General features: G+C 41.8%; 15 protein-coding genes. 9 read left to right on the top strand and 6 right to left on the bottom strand.

Annotation, left to right across the window (positions count from 1 at the left end; genetic code table 11):
- Positions 1-62 precede the first annotated feature (62 nt).
- From H4I94_RS03365 to H4I94_RS03375, 3 genes are all read left to right on the top strand, one after another.
- Complete coding sequence (locus H4I94_RS03365; RefSeq protein WP_092818253.1) at positions 63-1,049, top strand: PD-(D/E)XK nuclease family protein; 987 nt, start codon at positions 63-65, stop codon at positions 1,047-1,049.
- Positions 1,050-1,243: 194 nt separating this feature from the next.
- Positions 1,244-1,465, top strand: coding sequence for a hypothetical protein (locus H4I94_RS03370; RefSeq protein ID WP_261181468.1), 222 nt, complete (start codon positions 1,244-1,246; stop codon positions 1,463-1,465).
- A gap of 463 nt (positions 1,466-1,928) precedes the next feature.
- Entirely contained in the window at positions 1,929-3,494 is a 1,566-nt protein-coding gene (locus H4I94_RS03375) for a sensor domain-containing diguanylate cyclase (RefSeq protein WP_131274424.1), read from the top strand.
- Between the two features lie 34 nt (positions 3,495-3,528).
- Here the strand turns inward: H4I94_RS03375 and H4I94_RS03380 are convergent, their stop codons facing one another.
- Positions 3,529-6,081 carry an EAL domain-containing protein gene (locus H4I94_RS03380; RefSeq protein ID WP_261181469.1) on the bottom strand — a complete coding sequence of 851 codons (2,553 nt, stop codon included), beginning with the start codon at positions 6,079-6,081 and terminating at the stop codon, positions 3,529-3,531.
- Positions 6,082-6,859: 778 nt separating this feature from the next.
- On the opposite strand from H4I94_RS03380, the gene H4I94_RS03385 reads away from it, so the two are divergent.
- From H4I94_RS03385 to H4I94_RS03400, 4 genes are all read left to right on the top strand, one after another.
- Positions 6,860-7,774, top strand: coding sequence for a cation diffusion facilitator family transporter (locus H4I94_RS03385; RefSeq protein ID WP_261181470.1), 915 nt, complete (start codon positions 6,860-6,862; stop codon positions 7,772-7,774).
- 181 nt (positions 7,775-7,955) lie between these two features.
- On the top strand, positions 7,956-9,017 hold the full coding sequence (locus tag H4I94_RS03390) for an HlyD family secretion protein (RefSeq protein ID WP_261181471.1): 1,062 nt from the start codon (positions 7,956-7,958) through the stop codon (positions 9,015-9,017).
- Positions 9,014-11,770, top strand: coding sequence for a ribosome-associated ATPase/putative transporter RbbA (gene rbbA / locus H4I94_RS03395; RefSeq protein WP_261181472.1), 2,757 nt, complete (start codon positions 9,014-9,016; stop codon positions 11,768-11,770). Before H4I94_RS03390 ends, rbbA begins: the two co-directional genes overlap by 4 nt.
- A gap of 1 nt (position 11,771) precedes the next feature.
- Complete coding sequence (locus H4I94_RS03400) at positions 11,772-12,899, top strand: ABC transporter permease (RefSeq protein WP_261181473.1); 1,128 nt, start codon at positions 11,772-11,774, stop codon at positions 12,897-12,899.
- Positions 12,900-13,176: 277 nt separating this feature from the next.
- Here H4I94_RS03400 and H4I94_RS03405 read toward each other — a convergent pair whose 3' ends face one another.
- The 3 genes from H4I94_RS03405 to H4I94_RS03415 all read right to left on the bottom strand — a co-directional run bounded on the left by H4I94_RS03405 (position 13,177) and on the right by H4I94_RS03415 (position 16,057).
- Entirely contained in the window at positions 13,177-13,878 is a 702-nt protein-coding gene (locus H4I94_RS03405; RefSeq protein WP_092818240.1) for a VIT family protein, read from the bottom strand.
- A gap of 556 nt (positions 13,879-14,434) precedes the next feature.
- Positions 14,435-14,920 carry an Lrp/AsnC family transcriptional regulator gene (locus H4I94_RS03410; RefSeq protein WP_261181474.1) on the bottom strand — a complete coding sequence of 162 codons (486 nt, stop codon included), beginning with the start codon at positions 14,918-14,920 and terminating at the stop codon, positions 14,435-14,437.
- A gap of 270 nt (positions 14,921-15,190) precedes the next feature.
- Complete coding sequence (locus tag H4I94_RS03415; protein WP_261181475.1) at positions 15,191-16,057, bottom strand: alpha/beta fold hydrolase; 867 nt, start codon at positions 16,055-16,057, stop codon at positions 15,191-15,193.
- Positions 16,058-16,175: 118 nt separating this feature from the next.
- Here H4I94_RS03415 and H4I94_RS03420 point away from each other — a divergent pair, with 118 nt between their 5' ends.
- Positions 16,176-16,646, top strand: a complete 471-nt coding sequence (locus tag H4I94_RS03420; protein ID WP_261181476.1) for a hypothetical protein — start codon at positions 16,176-16,178, stop codon at positions 16,644-16,646.
- Positions 16,647-16,724: 78 nt separating this feature from the next.
- Here H4I94_RS03420 and H4I94_RS03425 read toward each other — a convergent pair whose 3' ends face one another.
- Together H4I94_RS03425 and brnQ are read right to left on the bottom strand one after the other, a co-directional pair.
- A complete protein-coding gene (locus H4I94_RS03425) occupies positions 16,725-16,967 on the bottom strand; it encodes a hypothetical protein (protein ID WP_092818163.1) in 243 nt (80 codons plus the stop codon).
- 466 nt (positions 16,968-17,433) lie between these two features.
- On the bottom strand, positions 17,434-18,726 hold the full coding sequence (brnQ, locus tag H4I94_RS03430; RefSeq protein WP_092818162.1) for a branched-chain amino acid transport system II carrier protein: 1,293 nt from the start codon (positions 18,724-18,726) through the stop codon (positions 17,434-17,436).
- Positions 18,727-19,084: 358 nt separating this feature from the next.
- Here brnQ and map point away from each other — a divergent pair, with 358 nt between their 5' ends.
- Positions 19,085-19,879 (top strand): type I methionyl aminopeptidase, encoded by a 795-nt coding sequence (gene map, locus H4I94_RS03435; protein ID WP_092818161.1) that lies wholly within the window; start codon positions 19,085-19,087, stop codon positions 19,877-19,879.
- Positions 19,880-19,972 lie beyond the last annotated feature (93 nt).

The following is a 19,972-nucleotide window of genomic DNA, read 5'->3' on the forward strand; positions in this document are numbered from 1 at the left end:
TTAAGATAAAATGAGTTAAAAATAAGGGCTGATTTATCAGCCCTTATTTTTTGAGTATAAAAATGGATAAGCCAAATATTTTTAAATATGCAACAAAAGAATTATCGCAAGATGCTTTTATTTTTTGGTTATTAGATCATGCAAATCCTAAATATATGCATGTTAATCAAGATCTAAAAAATTGTGCTTTAAGTTTAATCTCAGAATTTTTTAAATTAGAAAATAAAGAAATGCCTGAGAAATTTGAAAACTTCAGTCTTTCTAAACAATATAAAAATATTGATATCCTACTTAAAATAAATGAATTTTCTATCATTATTGAGGATAAGACTGGTACAAAAGCACATGGTGATCAATTAACTAGATATAAAAATATAATAGCCTCTGAAGTTGGAGAGGAAAATGTATTAGCTATCTTCTTTAAAACCCATGATCAATCAAATTATAAAAAAGAAATCAATGATGGATTTAAAATCTTTTCTAGAAATAAGCTGATTGCAGTTTTAGATAACTTTGAAGATGTATCAAGCGACATTTTTAATGACTTCAAAGATTATATTAAATCTATTGAAAATGAAGTAAATGCATTTGCGGTTAAAGAAAAGTGGAATAATAAAAATTGGATTGGATTTTTCAAATATCTTCAACAAGACTTAAAGCGTGGAGATTGGGGGTATGTATCTAACCCTAATGGTGGATTTATGGGTTATTGGTGGGCATTTCAAAGAAATGAATTTTGTCTACAATATTTACAAATCCAACAAGATGATTTGGTTTTAAAAATTAATAGTAATAAAGCTGAAAATGATAAAAAATTTAGAGATATTTGTTATAAACACTATTTAAATAAAGCTAAGCAGGAAGGTTTAAGTTTCGAAAAACCAGCAAGATTTGGGAAGGGAGAAACAATGACTATCCTCACTACAAAATATCTTGTGAAGAATAAGGAAACAGGCTTAGTTAATATTGACCAGACAATTGCAAGACTAAGAGAATACACACAATTTATTGAAAAGCATGCTTTAACAGCGGATGAATTTTTAGGATAGCTAGAAAATCAACATCTTCTATTATTTTTTACTCGGATTCATATGTATTGAATATGATTTTAAATTATCAGATCAAGATGTACTTGGTCTGATTAAAAGTTTCTATATTCATGTTGTTGGATACACTTTACAGTTGTAGCAATACATCGTTTAATCACGCAAGTTGTAGTGATTTAAAAAGTTGATCTAAGCACATGCCCAAACAATCCCGCTTCCTCTGTATTGGTGGTTTCCTTAACGGAACCCAAGTCAAAGACCAAGGCGACAGATTTGTCTGTGTCGAAAATGGTAAACAGGTGGCTTACAGCAAAAAAGAAATCTTCCATCAAGATGCATGGGATCATGACTACTATGTCTGTGAAAGTATCACTGACCAGCAAGCCAAAAACTGGGTGTATGACATCGAATCAAGCTAATAGATTATTCGGTAAATATATTTTTTAAAACAAATGTTCATATCGTAAAAATGATTTGAGCCTTGAATCCTAAGCGGTATTAGCCGTACTTTCAGAATTTTTATTGTCCACATGTGGTGGAAACTTCGACAGTCAGAATTCATCGACAGCCAAGTCAAATATCAATCCACCACAACAAACGTATGCAGAGATTTTAGGTATGGCTTTTTCATAGCAGCCTTGGGCTGATGCGAATGTAAAATGGACTGCTGATAGTAAATTTTGAGCCAATTTATAATTTAGTTTTTCAATTTTTCAGCTTTAAATTTATACTGTGATTTACGCATTAAGCTCTGGTTCCAGTTACTCAAGACCAGAGCTTAAAAGCATAAATGATCTAGTTTATTTCAAATAAATTTGTTAAATTAATCATTAAATATGTTATAGAATGTAAATAAAGTCACACTCGTTCGGGATCAGGTTTTTGAAACAGATTCTCTTGGCACTTAAATTAAATCTTCGCAAACTGATCCTGATTTCAATTATTATCAGTGTTTCGTGCTTGTTTATTGTTTCTGTATTTATTCTCAATTATGTCATTAAAGACCAATTAATTCAGAATTCACTTTTAGTGAATGTCAAATATGCTTCAAAAGTTGCCAACAGCGCAGATCAGCATTTCGATGATATGCTCAAAGAGTTAAAGTATAGTGCTGACCTGTTAGGACAGGATTTTTCTAATCCTCAATTAATACAACAAGAAGCAAAGCGTCTTAAAAATCAGTCCAACAAATTTAATAGCTTATTAATTGTTGATAAACAGGGAAGAGTCATCTCTTTTGCACCGCAAAGTTTAAATTTGAGCCCCCATATTTCATATAAATCAGTGGGAATTGTTGAATCTTTAAAGCATAAAAGCACGTATATTTCTCCTCCCTATTGGTCAATTAGACATAATCTTGTTGTGCTGCTGTCTCAACCTATTTATGACCAGAATAAAAATTATCTGGGTATGGTGGGGGGCACAATTTATTTACAAAAAAATAATCTGATTCAGAAAATGCTTTCAACCGAGTATGACTTTAAAAAAAGTTATATGTATGTCATTGATCAGGAGAATCGAATTATTTTTCATCCTGATCCGAGCAGAATTGGAGAAAAAATTATTAATAATACTGGCCTGGATTATATGACACGTACACGAATGGGAAGTGTCCGGTTAATCAATAGTCGGGGTGTCGAAAATTTGGCAGGTTTTGCAGATATTCCCAGTGTGAACTGGATTATCGTTTCCCAGCAACCGACGGAAGAGTTGTTCAAACAGGCGAATGATATTCTTTTAAAAGTTTCAGTTGGAATTTTAATTTTTTATTTGTTTATCTTTTTTATTGTCTGGCGAATGTCACGCTTTATTTCTTCACCTTTAAACAGTTTGGCAAAAATGGCCAGCATGCTTAATCAACCAGACATTCAAGATAAAATCAAACAAGTCGATCCCTGGTATTTTGAAGTTTTAAAGTTTAGAACGTCATTGTTACTCAGCTCGCAAACGTTCAGTGAAAAGATTACTGAATTACGTCATCATGTGAATACTGACCCACTGACGGGTTTATATAATCGGCGCGGTATGCAGATTTTCTTGAAAGAATTGGTGAGTTTAGGAAGAAGTTTTGCTGTGCTGGCAATTGATATCGATTTTTTTAAGAATGTGAATGATAGCTATGGTCATGATCAAGGCGATGCCGTTTTAAAAACCCTGGCCAGTTTGATGAAAAATAACTTCAGGGACGAAGACATCTGTTGTCGGACAGGAGGCGAAGAGTTTATTGTATTAATGACCACTTCAGACCCTAAGGTTGCTTACAATGCTGCGGAACGCTTAAGAAAAACAATGGAATCAAGCAACAGCAATACTATCGGCCCAATTACCCTGTCTATTGGAATCGCATTTTGGCCTAAAAGCTCAACCGATGTGAGCGAAGTTTTTAAAATGGCGGATAATAAACTTTATCAGGCTAAAAATAGCGGACGTAACTGTATTCGTTATTAGAGTGGAACAGTATTTATTTTCATACTCATCCTATCTACTTATAATTAAGTTTAAGCTCCCTAAGAGCAGCTGGTTTGGCAAAATAGTAGCCCTGAAAATCATCACATTCATATTTTTTTAGAAACTGGGCTTGATCCTGATTTTCTATTCCTTCAGCAACCACGTGCAATCCGAGTTGATGAGCCATAACAATAATGGCTGCGACAATCGCGCCATCTTTTTCATTTTGAGGTAAATGTTCAATAAAACTGCGATCAAGTTTTATCTCATCCACAGGTAAAGTCCGTAAATAACTCAGACTCGAGTATCCTGTGCCAAAGTCATCGACAGAAACCTTGATGCCCAAATCACGAACAGCTTTTAGAATTTCTAAAGAACGGTCAGCACCCGCAATTAACATGGTCTCGGTGACTTCAATTTTTAATAACTCGGGCTGTAACTGGGTATCTGCAAGCGTTTCCTGCAATTCATGCAAAAAGCCTGTGCGCTTAAATTGTAAAGGGGAAAGATTGACAGCTACACTCAGGTTAGCTCCGTTTTTCTTGTTCCACGCTACAATATCCTGACAGGCTTGCTGTAACACCCATTGGCCAATGACGACAATCTGGCCGGTTTTTTCAGCAAACGGAATGAATTCTACCGGAGAGATAAAGCCTCTTTGTGGATGCTGCCAACGGATTAAGGCTTCGACACTTTTTAATTGGCCTGAGCGAGCATCAATAACGGGTTGATAGACTAACCTGAACTGCTTTTCTTGCATGGCAACCATTAATTCGTGGCGCATCAGCACGTAATCGATTTTCGGTGTGCCGATAGAATTAAACGCATACCAATGCCAGGCATTTCCGCCTTCTTTTTTCGCTTCATTCATGGCATGTATCGCATGATGAAGTAATTGAGTCGATTTTTCTATTTGAGGGTCATCATCTGCAATGCCAATACTCGCACTCATATGAATTTTATGGCCATCAAGCTCAAATGGAGCTGACAGGCTTTTTAATATTTGCTCTGCAATAACAGCGACCTGTTTTAAATCATGGCATTTATTCAGAAGTATGCCAAATTCATCTGCTGAAAAATGGGAAATGATATCTTCTTCTTGAATGACCTGACGCAGGCGATTTGCTACAGCAATCAGAAGTTGATCACCAATGATGTGCCCCAAACTTTGATTTAAAGGCTGGAATCCATCTAAATCAACATACATCACAATCAGGGAGCGAGGATTGTCATGCTGAAGGTGGAAGGCAACATCCAGTATTTTTTCAAAAGTATGATGGTTAATTAATCCGGTTAAACTGTCATGGGTTTGCTGACGGGCAATATATTCGCTATTCGCCCGCTGTTGGGTAATATCTTGCTGAATCGCGATAAAGTGCGTGCAAAAATTTTTATCATCAAAAACGGGTCCTAATATGAGCTGGTTCCAGAACCAGCTGCCATCTTTACGATAGTTTTTTAAGGTCACCTGGATTTCTTGCTGTTCTTGAAGTGCATTGTGGATTTTATACACTGCCTCTGGATCTGTTTCGGGACCTTGCAGAAAGCGACAATTTTTACCGGTGATTTCTTCTTTTTTATAACCCGTCAGGCTTTCAAAAGCAGGATTCACATATTCAATGGCCTGGTCCGCGGTGGCCTTAGTCAACACGATGCCATGAGGATTGGCATCGACACTACGTTTCAGTAGCCGTAACATTTCTTCGGTTTCATGCCGTTCGGTAATATCATGGGCAATCCCAAATACACCGACCACCTGTTGGGCTTGTTGAATAGGTAAATAAGTGAGGTCTAGCCAGTAACATTTCCCCAAGGCATTCTGTGCCTGGATTTCCAGGTGTTGACTGTGGCCTTGCAAGGCCTGTTCAAATGCAGTTTGAGCTACTGACTGAAAGTCAGCACAAATAAATTTTGAGAAATGTGAGCCCCGAGTCTGTTCAAGATTAAATTTAGTGATCTCTTCAGAGGCGAGATTGACATCAATAATGATGCCTTCAGGATTATGTTCAAAAATCGCATCGGGATGGTAGGTGAAGAACGAACGGTATTTATCATTGAGCGCCAGTCTTTGTTGCCGTTCTGCATGCAGGTCCATACTCAGGGCAACCAGAGATGCGGCATGAGAAATTAACTTAATATGAGTAGAGGTGGGGCATTTAGGAGAACGATAATAGGTTGCAAAGGTTCCATAGAGGGTTCCCTGCGCATTGATAATAGGTGTTGACCAGCAGGCGTTCAGATTTTCTTCTTGAATCAGGCTATGGAAAGCTTCCCAGTTGGGGTCAGTGGCTAAATTTTCACAAATCACCAGTTTTCGGTGAAAAGCTGCCGCACCACATGCTCCCACATGTGGACCTATTTTTAAATCAGAAACGGTTTCTATATATCGGTTGGAAAAATGCTGGCTACCACTAATTAACTTTAAAGTTTGTTCTGTTTCTGAGTACAACATGATAGAGACCATTGAATCAGGTATCCGGGCCTCTAACCATTCACTGACGGTCTGAAAGATGATTGCTAAGTCTGCATGTTGCCCAATTAAATTAAAGATAGATTGAGTATCTAAATAACTCGCTGTTTGACTCATATAGCATACCGTCCTTGAGTTGTATGGCGCATTTTTGATAGATTCTCAAGCGAAATTACGTAAAACCAGAGCTAAAGTTTGATTATTAATCTCACATAAATAATATAACAAAAATACGATAACCTTCACACATAATTATCAGAAAGTCTTATAGATAATCAGGCTTTAATTTAAACCACTCGCCTAAACGATGCTAATTTAATCCTAACCATCATTGGGGCTGAAAGTAGAATTTTGTCTTTAAGGCTAAACAGTGTATTCACGCAGTTGCATTGCAACAGTATATTGTCCTTCACAGTCAAAACACGCTGTAAATTGTATCCGGCGGAGTAGAACCTGTAATCGAACCATCAATAATAGAAATAGAATGATTAAGCAGGCATTCAATACACTCAAAATATTGAATAGACTTGTAGGGTATTGAAGCAGAGGTCAAAGATTGGAGCTGAGAATCGGTGCAATTTTCGGGATTTATGCTATAGAACTGAGCAAAAAGCGACCTGTGAAAGGCATACCCGTAAGGAACACTGAGTTTTTTGAGCTTATCTAATCCAGCTTATTTGAGGCTCCATATAGCAACATTTAAAACATTTTGATTGATTATTCAAATGAATTGGCCACTCCGGTTGTTGAGGCAAATGGGCTTACTCATATTTTTACACCCGAAAATATTATGGAATGTCTCATTAAAGAAGAATAGGCACTCGAAAAAATTTAGAATCCATCATATTGATATATAATTGATTACAATCAAGTGAACTGAGCGACTGGAGCAGCGATGTCTGTACAGCATTTCGATGATGATACCCATGAAGATGATTTAATTCATCCAGAACACCGGGCACAGGCAGCAAGTAAAACCACTTGGGTGAGTGTATTTGTTAACCTGTTTTTATCCATCTTTCAGATTGTGGTCGGCATTTTTGCCAAGTCCCAGGGCCTGATTGCGGACGGTATTCATACCCTCAGCGATTTGGTGGCGGACTTTATTGTCCTGTTTGCGAACCATCACAGCAAAAAAGAAGCCGATGAAGATCATCCTTTTGGCCATCACCGTTTCGAGACAGCAGCCTCTTTTATTCTCGGCCTGCTGTTATTGGGAGTCGGTATCGGCATGCTGATTATGGCAACGAACAAAATTCTTAACCCTGAAGACATTCCAAAAGTGCAGGTAGTGGCCTTGTATATCGCAATGCTGGCGCTGGTAGGGAAGGAATTATTGTTCCGTTACATGCTGAAAGTGGCCAAAAAAGTCAAATCCAGTATGCTGGTCGCGAATGCCTGGCATGCCCGTTCTGATGCTGCTTCATCTCTGGTGGTGCTGGTCGGCATTGCCGGCAACCTGTTGGGCTATCCCATTCTTGATCCGATTGCTGCCTTGGTGGTTGGTTTGATGATTATAAAAATGGGTTGGGAATTTGCCTGGCAAGCATTAAGTGATCTCATGGACCGGGCGGCAGATGAACATGAAATCAATGCAATCGAACAGACATTTCTCTCTACTGAAGGTATTCTGGGGGTGCATAATATTCGGACCCGCAAAATGGGCGATATGATTATTGTGGATGCACATATTGAGGTCGATGGTAATTTGAGTGTGCGTCAAGGACATGATATTTCAGTGAATGCCAGAAATCGGGTGATGAAGAAGCATCAGGTGATTGATGTCATCACTCATATGGACCCTGTTTAATTTATCTTGAAGGTATTTGATACACAACTTAAGCGACTGGGCATTAAACCACAGTGGATTGACAGCGAAAAGTCGCTTTATCCGCTCAACTGTCACCTTGTGCTGCATATTGAGGGTGACATGATTCCTATAAAATAATTTTGAAAGATGTCTTTAGAATAAAATTTGGGTAAGCAGGCACATGAATATAAAGAAACTCTCTGTTGTCGGTGCAATTGTGATGCTGGGGTTGGTGGCCTATCTGGTCTGGAAAAACATGAACCAGCCGGATACACAGGCTTTAGTCAGTGGCAATGGGCGGATTGAAGCGACTGAAATCAATATCTCCAGTAAATTGTCTGGCCAGCTGGAAGAAATCCTTGTGCAGGAAGGTGACTTTGTCGAAGCTGGTCAGGTTTTGGCACGGATTAAAGTTTCTACCCTGGAAGCACAGCTGCGTGAAATTCAGGCCCAGCAGCGTCAGGCACAGGATGGCATTGCGACCGCAGAAGCCCAGGTGGCTATGCGTATCAGTGAAAAAGCGGCAGCTGCAGCCATGGTCGAGCAGCGTGAAACCGAACTGGTCGCTGCTAAAAATCGTCTGGCACGAACCGAAATTTTGGCCAAAGATGGGGCAGTCTCTAAACAGCAGCTGGATGATGAGCGTGCTGATGTCAAAAGTGTTGCAGCCGTGCTGAGTGCGGCAAGAGCACAAGTGGACAGTGCACAAAGTGCGATTGTAGCCGCGCGCAGCCAGGTGTCGAGTGCACACTCGCAAGTCGATGCCATTAAGGCCACAATCGAGCGGATCAATTTCGATATTGAAGATGCCCAGCTCAAGGCACCCTTGAAGGCACGTGTCCAGTTTCTGGTCGCACAGCCGGGTGAAATGATTGCGGCAGGTGGACGGGTCATGAACCTGATCGATCTGTCTGATGTGTATATGACTTTCTTCCTGCCGGAAACCGTGGCTGGACGTATCGCGATAGGTACTGAAGTCCGTATCGTGCTGGATGCGGCCAAAAATGTGGTGATTCCTGCCAAGGTATCGTTTGTCGCGGATACTGCGCAATTCACGCCGAAGACGGTGGAAACTGAAAGTGAACGTCAGAAACTGATGTTCCGTATTAAGGCAAAAATTGATCCAGTGTTGTTGCAGAAATACATCCAGCAAGTCAAAACTGGTCTTCCGGGTGTGGCCTATATCAAAATTGACGAGAATGCGCCTTGGCCTGCATTCCTAAGCAATCTGGTTAAATCATGACAGCAGCATCTGCACAGGGCGCCATTGTTGCCGACATTCAGCAGGTTAGTCTCAAATACGGCAAAACCCAAGCCTTAAAGGAGATTTCCCTGGCATTGCCTGCGGGTTGCATGATTGGTCTGATCGGCCCGGATGGCGTGGGAAAATCCAGCCTGCTGGCATTACTGGCCGGTGCCAAGGTGGTCCAGCAAGGCCGCTTGATGGTGCTTGGTGGAGATATTGCCGACCGAAAGCACCGCAGAAAAGTCTGTCCGCATATTGCCTATATGCCGCAGGGCTTGGGCAAGAACTTGTCTAAAACCCTTTCGGTTGAAGAAAACCTGCAGTTCGTCGCCCGTTTGTTTGGACATAATGCTGCTGAAAGCCGAAAACGTATTGATGCACTGACCAAAAGTACGGGACTGTATGAATTTCTCGATCGTCCGGCCGGAAAACTGTCCGGCGGGATGAAGCAGAAACTTGGCCTGTGCTGTTCCCTGATTCATGATCCCGACTTTCTGATCCTAGATGAGCCCACCACCGGGGTTGACCCCTTGGCGCGTGCACAATTTTGGGAATTGATTAACCGTATCCGTAGCGTCCGCCCACAGATGAGTGTGATTGTGGCGACTGCCTATATGGATGAAGCACAGGGTTTTGACTGGCTGGCGATGATGGATGAAGGTCGCATCCTGCAAACTGGTAGTCCCGAGGAACTGTTGGCACAGACCGACAGACGCAGTCTGGAAGAAGCCTACATCAAGCTTTTGCCCGTGGAAAAGAAACAGGGTTATGAGCCGGTGGTGATTCCGCCTTTAGCGGATGATGGTTCGGATGGCTATGCGCTGGAAGCCAAAGACCTGACAGTCAAATTTGGTGACTTTACCGCAGTGGATCATGTCAATTTTCAAATCCGGCGTGGGGAAATATTTGGATTCTTAGGCTCGAATGGTTGTGGTAAATCGACCACGATGAAGGTCTTGACTGGATTGCTGGAGGCTTCGGAAGGGCAGGCCTGGTTGTTCGGGCAACCGGTGGAAGGGAGTGATATTGCTACCCGTCGGCGTGTTGGGTATATGTCGCAATCCTTTTCACTTTACAGTGAACTGACGATTATCCAGAACCTGGTACTGCATGCCAAACTGTTTCATGTGCCGGCAGAACAGATTGATGCGCGTGTTGAGCAGATGCTACAGCGTTTCGATTTGATGGAACTGAAAGACAAATTGCCTGACGATTTGCCGCTCGGGATCAGGCAGCGTCTGTCACTGGCGGTAGCACTGGTGCATAATCCGGAAATCTTGATTTTGGATGAACCAACCTCCGGTGTAGACCCGATTGCCCGGGATAAATTCTGGCATGATCTGATCACCCTGTCGCGCAAAGATGGGGTTACCATCTTTATTTCTACCCACTTTATGAATGAAGCCGAGCGCTGTGACCGTATGTCGCTGATGCATGCCGGTCGGGTGCTGGACAGTGCTGCACCGGCACAACTGATGCAGAATCGGCAGGCTGCGTCTTTGGAAGAGGCATTTATTGGCTATCTGCTGGATGCCGGTGCAGGCAGCCAGCCCCCTGCTGAAGAAGAGGTGGGGAGTAGTTCAGCTGATCTTCAGCCAGCCGGGACACAGCAGAGAAAATCTAGCCGATTTAGCCTGCAACGTTTGCTCAGCTATGCCTGGCGGGAATCACTGGAACTGGCCCGTGATCCGATTCGCGCCACCATGGCTTTGGTCGGATCCATTATCTTACTGTTCGTGATGGGCTATGGCATCACCATGGATGTGGATGATCTGACTTTTGCGGTGCTGGATCGGGATCAGACCGGGCTAAGCCAGAATTACAACATGAGTATAGCCGGTTCACCTTATTTCGTCGAAAAGGAACCTTTGCAAAGTTATGATGATCTGGACCAGCGTATGCGCAGCGGCGATATTGCTTTAGCTATCGAGATTCCGCCGGGTTTTGCCCGGGATGTGGCCCGGGGCGAAGATGTCAAAATTGGCGCCTGGATTGACGGTGCCATGCCCCAGCGTGCCGAAACGGTCCAGGGCTATGTACAGGGCATTCATGCACACTGGTTGATGCAGCAGGCACTGGAGCAAAGCGGCTATAAAATATCAAGTACGGTCAATGTGGAAACCCGGTTCCGCTATAACCCGGATATCAAGAGCTTGCCGGCAATGGCACCGGCCTTATTTCCGCTGCTCATCCTGCTGATTCCGGCCATGCTGACGGCGTTGTCTGTAGTGCGGGAAAAAGAGCTAGGTTCGATTGTCAATCTGTATGTTACTCCGGTTACCCGCAGTGAATTCCTGATAGGCAAGCAGATTCCCTACGTGGTGCTGGCCATGCTGAACTATGTCCTGATGTGCCTGATTATTGTGCTGATGTTTGATGTACCGATCAAAGGCAGTTTCCTGACCCTGACCTTGGCTTCATTCCTGTTTATTATTTTTTCTACGGGTACGGGTTTACTGGCCTCCGCTCTGACCAAAAGCCAGATTGCCTCGATGTTTCTGGTCATGCTTGGCACGCTGATTCCAGTGATGCAGTTTGCCGGTATTATTAATCCGGTTTCCTCACTGGAAGGCTTTGGTCGCTGGTTTGGCGGGATTTATCCTGCTACACATATGGTGAACATCAGCCGTGGCGTGTTTAACAAGGCTTTAGGTTTTCAGGACTTGCATCAGTCTCTTTGGGTCATCCTGCTGTCGGTGCCGGTCATTATGTGTGCGGCAATTCTTGCGCTAAAAAAACAGGAGTCCTAGGATGTTCAGCCAGAAAATACAGAATATCTACCAGCTCGGTTGCAAGGAATTGTGGAGTCTATGGCGTGACCCGGTCATGCTGATCCTGATCATCTACACCTTTACCGTGGCGATTTATACGGCAGCCACAGCCATGACCGACAGCCTGAACATGGCACCGATTGCGATTGTGGATGAAGATCATTCAACCTTGTCCGAGCGAATCACTTCAGCATTTTATCCGCCTTATTTTATTCCACAAAGCACTGAGCTGAATTATATGGATGCGGGAATGGATGCCGGTGAGTTTACCTTTGCCCTGAATATTCCGGTGAATTTTCAGGAAGATGTGCTTGCAGGAAAAGAAGCGGCGGTTCAGGTGAATGTCGATGCCACGCGCATGTCTCAGGCGATGACCGGGGCTGGCTATATTCAGCAGATTATTCAGTCCGAAGTCAGTGAATATGTGTTGCACAACAGGGAAGTGAGCAGCATGCCGGTTGAACTGGAGATGCGTGCCCGCTTTAACCCGTTGCTGGACCAGAAATGGTTCGGCAGTGTCATGGAAATCATCAATAACGTGGCGATGCTGTCCATCATTCTGACCGGAGCAGCGTTAATCCGCGAGCGTGAGCACGGTACGGTAGAACACCTGATGGTGATGCCGGTTACGGTGTTTGAAATTATGATGTCTAAGGTCTGGTCCATGAGCCTGGTGGTATTGATTGCAGCTTTTACCGGGCTGAAACTGGTGGTACAGCTAGCCTTGCAGGTTCCGGTTGAAGGGAACCTGCTGCTGTTCTTCTTTGGGGCATTATTGACCCTGTTTGCCACCACCTCGATGGGCATTTATCTGGCTACCATGTCGAAATCGATGCCGCAGTTTGGTTTGCTGATGATGCTGATTCTGATCCCGATGGAAATGCTCTCAGGCGGGATGACACCGCGTGAAAGTATGCCGGAGGTATTGCAGTATCTGATGCTGATTGCCCCGACCACGCATTTTGTTGAACTGGCCCAGGCCATTCTGTATCGAAATGCCGGACTGAATATCGTTTGGCCGTCGTTTCTGTGGCTGGTTGGCATTGCAGTGCTGTTTTTCTATGTGGCCTGGAAACGCTTTAAAGACACGATTCATACCATGACCTGAGCATTTATATGATTATGCAAGAAAAAACCGGCGGCAGGTAAATATCAGTATTTTTAAATAGCGCTAAGTGACCCGTAAAGATAGCTTTGCTTGGGCAAGCATCATGCTGATGGGATGCGAGCAAGATTTCACAGGAGCTGAATGCATTAAAATAAAGATGTTTTTTAACTAAAAATGACATGCTTGATCAATATAAAGCATGTCACATATTTCTATCTATAGACTGAGGATTTATGTCCATCATGGGCAGAGACTGGGAAACATATCAAAAGCGGTCTTATGCGACACTCACATTAAATAATGATCCGATCCAGGCGCTGAATAACATGGCGATAATCCCCCAAAGCATGACCCGGATTGAGCCTCTCCAGATGCTGACCCCACCAGCATAACTCGCTAATGCCCCCATAATGCCGAGACTTAATACCCCAATTACCATCACGCCTTTCTCTAAATATTGCTCGGGCAGCAGCAGAATTGAAACTAAAGGAAAGAGTGAGCCGATGGTAAATGCAGCAGCTGAAGAGAAGGCCGCGCGAAAGGGCTGGGCAGAAGTATGATCTGAAATACCAATTTCATCACGCGCATGTGCATCTAAGGCATTGTGTACAGTCAGCTGGCGGGCAACTTCTTCAGCTAAAGCGGGTTGCAATCCGCGTTGTATATAAATGTTCTTTAACTCTTGCAATTCTGGCTCAGGATGGCGTTGCAGTTCGCGCTGTTCCATCTCCAGATCATTCTTTTCTATGTCCTGTTGTGATTTAACCGAGATATATTCACCGGCAGCCATTGATGCCGCCCCAGAGATTAATCCGGCGACACAGGTCACAAGTAAAGTATGGGTAGATGCGCCACTGGCCGCGATTCCGACCACCAGACTGGTGACGGAGATAATGCCGTCATTTGCCCCCAGCACAGCTGCACGTAACCATCCGGCACGTTCGATATAATGTTTTTCAAGATGATATGAATGGCGCACAAGGTATATCCTTTTTTATTATCATGATGATTATAGTTAAATTTATTTCAATGTAGAGATGATTATTGAATAATTTTGAAAAAGCTGCTGAATAATCTCAGTGAGTTGGCTATCTCATTGTTCCTTCCAATTGTTCCTTAAAGCTTGCACAATTCAACAAGTGGGTGATGGAATGTCATTAATTGATGATTTTGAAAATAGTCAACCATATCAATTATGTATAAAACAGATTGGGTGGCGGTATTTCAAATGTGTCAAATAAATTGAATTTGATTACTTCAGAATATATCCTTGTAAACGCTGTTATGTTTGAGCCAGTGGTTGATATGGCAATGAATCCTTTGATGGAATGATATTGCTCATGGCATGCCTTAAAGACGAAAGCAGTTTAAGCAAAGGCAGTTAAAATATTTTATTTTAGATATGAAAAAGCCCCATGGTTAGGGGCTAGTCGTATGCACATCCAAGGCACATACTGTAAGAGGGTCATCTCATACTGCGCGTATTAAAACATAAATACATCCGCTTGTGTGATTGAAATTCTTAATCTTTCAGATTATTCAATCATCATTAAATCGGCCGTATTGGCCAGTTTTAAAGGCCTTAAGGCAAAAATTGAACGGGTGTGGCGGATTCCATTCATACAATATAAATTTTTACGCAGAAAACGCTCATAGTGTTCCGAATTTTTTACTGCAACTTTGACCAGATAATCATAATCCCCCGTGACCAAATGGGCTTCCACCACTTCCGGCATATTGGCTAGGGCATCACTAAACTGTTCCAGAATTTCATCATCATGACGTTCCAGGGTAATTTCAATAAAAAACAGCTCATTAATACCAATCGCCTTGGGATTGATATTGGCGGTATAGCTATCAATGACTTTCAGGTTTTCCAGACGCTTAAGACGCGTCCAGCAAGGAGAGGAAGACAAACCGACTTTTTCAGCCAGTTGCGTCACCGTTAAACGGCCATCACGGTGGAGTTCAGCAAGAATACGGCGGTCAACCTTGTCCAAACTGTAATTATTTTCCTTCATAACACAAACTGCAAAAGATTCTTCTGAATAAATGTTATTTATAGCATGAGTATGCTGTTTAAAAGAAAAATCCTGGAAAATTAGGCAAAATTATTGGTGCAAAGGTTGCTAATATAAGCACATCAACTCAGGGTTGTTTGGGTCAATAACCTTGAGTGTGCATACGGCACCTGTGTAGCAATACATCAGGTGCCGTATGCATTTTGAATGACGAAAATAGAAAATATTGCAGCAGATGACGGATCACATGGTGAAGAATGAAAAAGGAAACTAGACAGACAGGTGCTGTTCAATCACCGGCCACAAGTTTTGATGAGACTTCCTAAACATCAGCATATGACCTATGCCTTTGTGCCCGTATTCCTCGGGTTGCAGTTCAACCATTTCTGTTTGTGCTTTGGGATATAAACGCAGCAGGTCTTTCACATTGGCTTGAGTCGCGATCTCATCATCCGTTGCCCAGATGGAAGTAATCGGACAGGTGATCTGGGCATGATAATCATGTGCGGATGCCATTTTTTTACCAATCGCGTTGATGATATAACCTGGTTTACTACAGAACTGTGCCCATTCACGTGCCACATCTTTAGGCAAGTTTTCGCCCATGCCGATAGCCTGGGTTGGGCCATATCCTTTGGCGATACGTGCCAATGGAAAAATGACATTAAACATGACAGGAGCGAGCAATCTGGTGCGGCCTTTTAAGCCTTTAACATGTCCTGTTGAACCTGAAACCGCGACGACTTTGGCTACTTTTTCATGGTTGGGCACAATACCCAAAAGCTGACCGCCAGCACTGTGACCCACTAAAATGACCTGATCTGCTTGAGTTTTATATAACAAGGTTTCTATTGCAGCAGGAATATCCAGTTGCCCCCAATCTACAATACTGGCTTCAGATTGGCTAACCGGACCATGTAAAGAACGGCCAATTCCGCGGAAGTCGAAAATCAAAACATCATAGCCTTGCGTGGTTAACCATTCTGCAAAAGCTTGATAAAAATTTTGGGTAATCCCGGTTGCTGGACAGATGAGGACGGGACAATTCTTTTTTTGCATAGCGCTGGCCGTATAAAAGCGAGCGCTGAGTGAATATCCATCTTTACAGGTAATTGTTAATGCTTCAAAAGTGTTCATATGAGGGAATATAGGATAAGTGGGTATGATGACTACTGTAGCTAAGTTCTAAAAAGAAACTTGTAAAATGAATGACTTTAAAGTCAAAATAACGGTCTAAAAATAAGGATATAAATCAATGGAAGCGGAAAATTTAACGCAGGCCGTAGCTTGGGCAGTGCTATTTAGCGGTATTTTTCTTTGGGTGGGGATGCTGACCGGAATATGGAAATATTATCAAATCAGGCAGTCAGCACAGGCACGCGCGCATTATTATGTCGATATTGCGCATAGAAGCAGTCTGCTCTATGCACCTGCCAGCCTGATTATTGCAGTTTTAGCCTATTTTTCAGTATGGAATGAACTGCTCAATTTAATCTTGGTATTGATCAATCTTTTCTTTTTTAGCTTTTCAATTTTAAGCTATATATTGCATGGCTGGCTGAAAGATACCACCAATCAGTTTAAGCAACCGCATCAGGTGGGACGTTGGCATTTACCGAAATGGATGCTGAGCAGTGCAATGATTTTGCTGATCATCGGGGAATTGGGGGCTACAGCAGGATTATTGCTGGGTACAATGATGGGCTTGGGCAAGATTTTAATTTGATGGTTTGTTTTTTATTTTAAGTATTTGATCATTAATCTTTTTAGTTCTTTTTAAGATGGGTGATAGTTCACCCATCTTTTATTCTGTAGATGTATTCTGCTTCTGGTAACGATATTTCTGATCGACTATAGCCCACACATAGAAAGCTACCGATACAATAAAAGCATATATGAAGAATTCAGGCTTTAAATTGCCTTGAATTAAACCATGAATAATGAGCGTCACAAGCAGAGCAGCAGTGGTACTCAGATAAGTGACCATATTCTTATTTGCTTTTAGAGCGTTAATGAAGATTTCTTTATTGAAATGTAATGATAACATCTCCACCCCTCCGGTTGTTTATTGACCTAAACCTAATTGTTTTAGTCAGATTAGTTTCTAATGTTGTACTTGTTATTTCATTTCATTTCAATAGCAAATGTCATTATTTTGTAATAAAAGCATGTTAATGCATAAATGAACATGATGACTTTATTCACATGAATATTGGCTATTTTTAAGCATATATCTATGCTTATCATCTGCTTGTGAATGAAAAACCATTAAAGTTACAACAATAGTGAATATAAAGAAGCAATATTGATGCCAGTCTGGAAGTGCATCAATGTCTGAAAGGAGATTACAGGGATAATTTGCCTGGTAGGGCTGATTTTATATTTTTAACAAACCGTATTGGGGCGATGAGAATGTAAACAATAAAACCCAGTTTGGGTAAAACATGGCATTTTATTGATCACGGTTAAAATCTGGTTTGGGTAAAACGAGATTTTAATCCTATCAACAGCGGTTATTTTCTAACTTTGTCGATGACGATGGCAATAATCAGCACAATAATAGAGGGAATCAGCCAGGCTAAATTTTGTGCATTTAAAGGTAAATTTTGAATGAAACCCGGTAAGTATGCTTCGAGTCCTGCAACTTTCAGGCCGTCAAAAATACCGAATAGCAAAGCCACTGCAGTGACGGGTGCAACCACATAAGCGGGCTTGTTGAAAAATTTCCACAAGAAGCTCAGTAGAATCACCACAATTGCCGGTGGATAAATGGCACTTAAAACAGGCACAGATACTGCAATCAGTTTGGTTAAACCGAGGTTTGAAATGATGAAAGAGAATCCCACTAAAATGAAAACCAAAATTTTATAAGGAACTTTGGTCAGTTCCGAGAAGTATTCTGCACATGCACAGGTTAAACCAATCGCTGTGACCATACAGGCCAGGAAAATCATGCCGGTCAGGAACACCGAGCCAATATCACCAAAAGCATGCTGCACATAGGCATGCAGGATCACTGCACCATTGGCTGCATTTGGCGCGACTTCATGGCTGCCTAAACCGAGCTTGAACAGGCTTAAATAAACCAGAGTTAAACCTACACCAGAAATCAGGCTGGCAATCACGGCATACTTGGTGACCAGTTTTTTATCCGTTACGCCACGTGAATGAATCGCGTGAATAATGACAATACCGAAAACCAATGCACCCAAAGTGTCCATGGTTAAGTAGCCATTGACAAAACCTTCAGAAACCGGGGCAGCAACATAATTGTTAATTGCAGGTGGAATGAATCCGGCAGGAATGACAAATGCGGCGATACCTAATACCGCCAAAGAAATAATCTTTAAAGGTGCCAGGAAATGACCGACAGTGTCGAGCAGTTTATTGGGGTATAAGGAAATAGCAGTGACGACTGCAAAATAAATTGCACTATAAATGAGCAGACTGCTACTTGATGTTCCAAAATAAGAAGAAAAACCGATTTCATAGGAAACCGTGGCTGTACGAGGCGTTGCAAATAAAGGACCAACAGCTAGATAACATACAATGGTTAAAATCAGACTGGCGACTTTACCTAAAGGCGAACTTAAATTCTGGATTGATCCTTCTACACGTGACAGTGCCATAATGGTGATAACAGGCAGACCAACTGCGGTAATCAGAAAACCTAAAGCAGCTAACCATACATGTTCACCCGCTTGTTGAGCGACAATTGGTGGAAAGATAATATTGCCCGCACCAATAAAAAGTGCAAAAGTCATAAAACCCAAGGCAATAATATCCCTTGTACGGAGATTTGTCATAAATGGGGAGAGGAATTAAAAAAAAAGCGATTTTAGAGGATATCCGCGCTTTTTTATAGTTCCTTTTATGAGACTTATAAATTTTAGTAATTTAATCATCCACTAAAATGAGCAACTGGGAAAATTTAAGTCTATTTATATATTTGATTAATGGGTAAAAAATAAAAAAATATAAAATATTATTCTTTTTTAATTATTTAAGTAATTTTTTAATTTTCGGTTAGGGTTATTTAAATGTATATAAATTAATCACACAGTTGGCTAAAAAGGTTCAAAACTCCACTGTTTATCTGCTCATATTAAACAAAATTAATGTAAAAGGACTATAATCATAAGCCTTATTCCTGAGGATGATGCAATGAAAGCTTCCACTATTACCATTAAAACTGAGCAAGATTTAGAGAAACTCCGTATTTCCGGACGTTTGGCTGCTCAGGTTTTGGAGATGATAGGGAAGTATGTCAAGCCTGGAGTAAGTACGGAGTATCTGGATGATATCTGTAATGATTTTATTGTGAATACCTTAAAAGTAATTCCGGCCAATGTAGGCTATTATGGCTACACCAAAACCACCTGTATCTCTCCAAATGAAGTGGTGTGTCACGGTATCCCATCGCCAAACACCATTTTGCAGGATGGTGACATTATCAATATTGATGTGGCAATCATTAAAGATGGTTATTTTGGCGATACCAGCCGGATGTATTATGTCGGAAATGTAAAACCGGAAGCGAAAAAACTGGTTGAAACCACCTATGAAGCCATGGTGGCCGGCATTCATGCGGTGAAACCGGGCGCAACTTTAGGCGATATCGGTTTTGCCATTCAATCGGTGGCTCATCGTGAAGGTTATAGCATTGTCCGTGAGTATTGCGGTCATGGCATTGGCAAGGTTTATCATGAACAGCCGAATGTGCTGCATTATGGGCAGCCTGGTCAAGGTCTGATCCTTAAAAAGGGCATGGTTTTTACCATTGAACCGATGGTCAATGCAGGCAAGGCGCGTGTCAAAGAGCTTAAAGATGGTTGGACCGTAGTGACTGCTGACCGTTCCTTAACCGCCCAATGGGAACACATGGTTGCTGTAACAGATACCGGTTTTGAGCTTTTATCTCCTTGGCCAGAAGGTACCGGTACATATCCTGAAATTTAAACGAGAAAGATAAAATGAAATAGATTGTTTTATACTTTGGTATAGAATTGTTGATTTTATGTTCAAATAAAGTTTTAAAATCTATTAATTTTA

Source organism: Acinetobacter sp. T_3_1 (assembly GCF_025377055.1).
Lineage (GTDB): Bacteria > Pseudomonadota > Gammaproteobacteria > Pseudomonadales > Moraxellaceae > Acinetobacter > Acinetobacter kookii.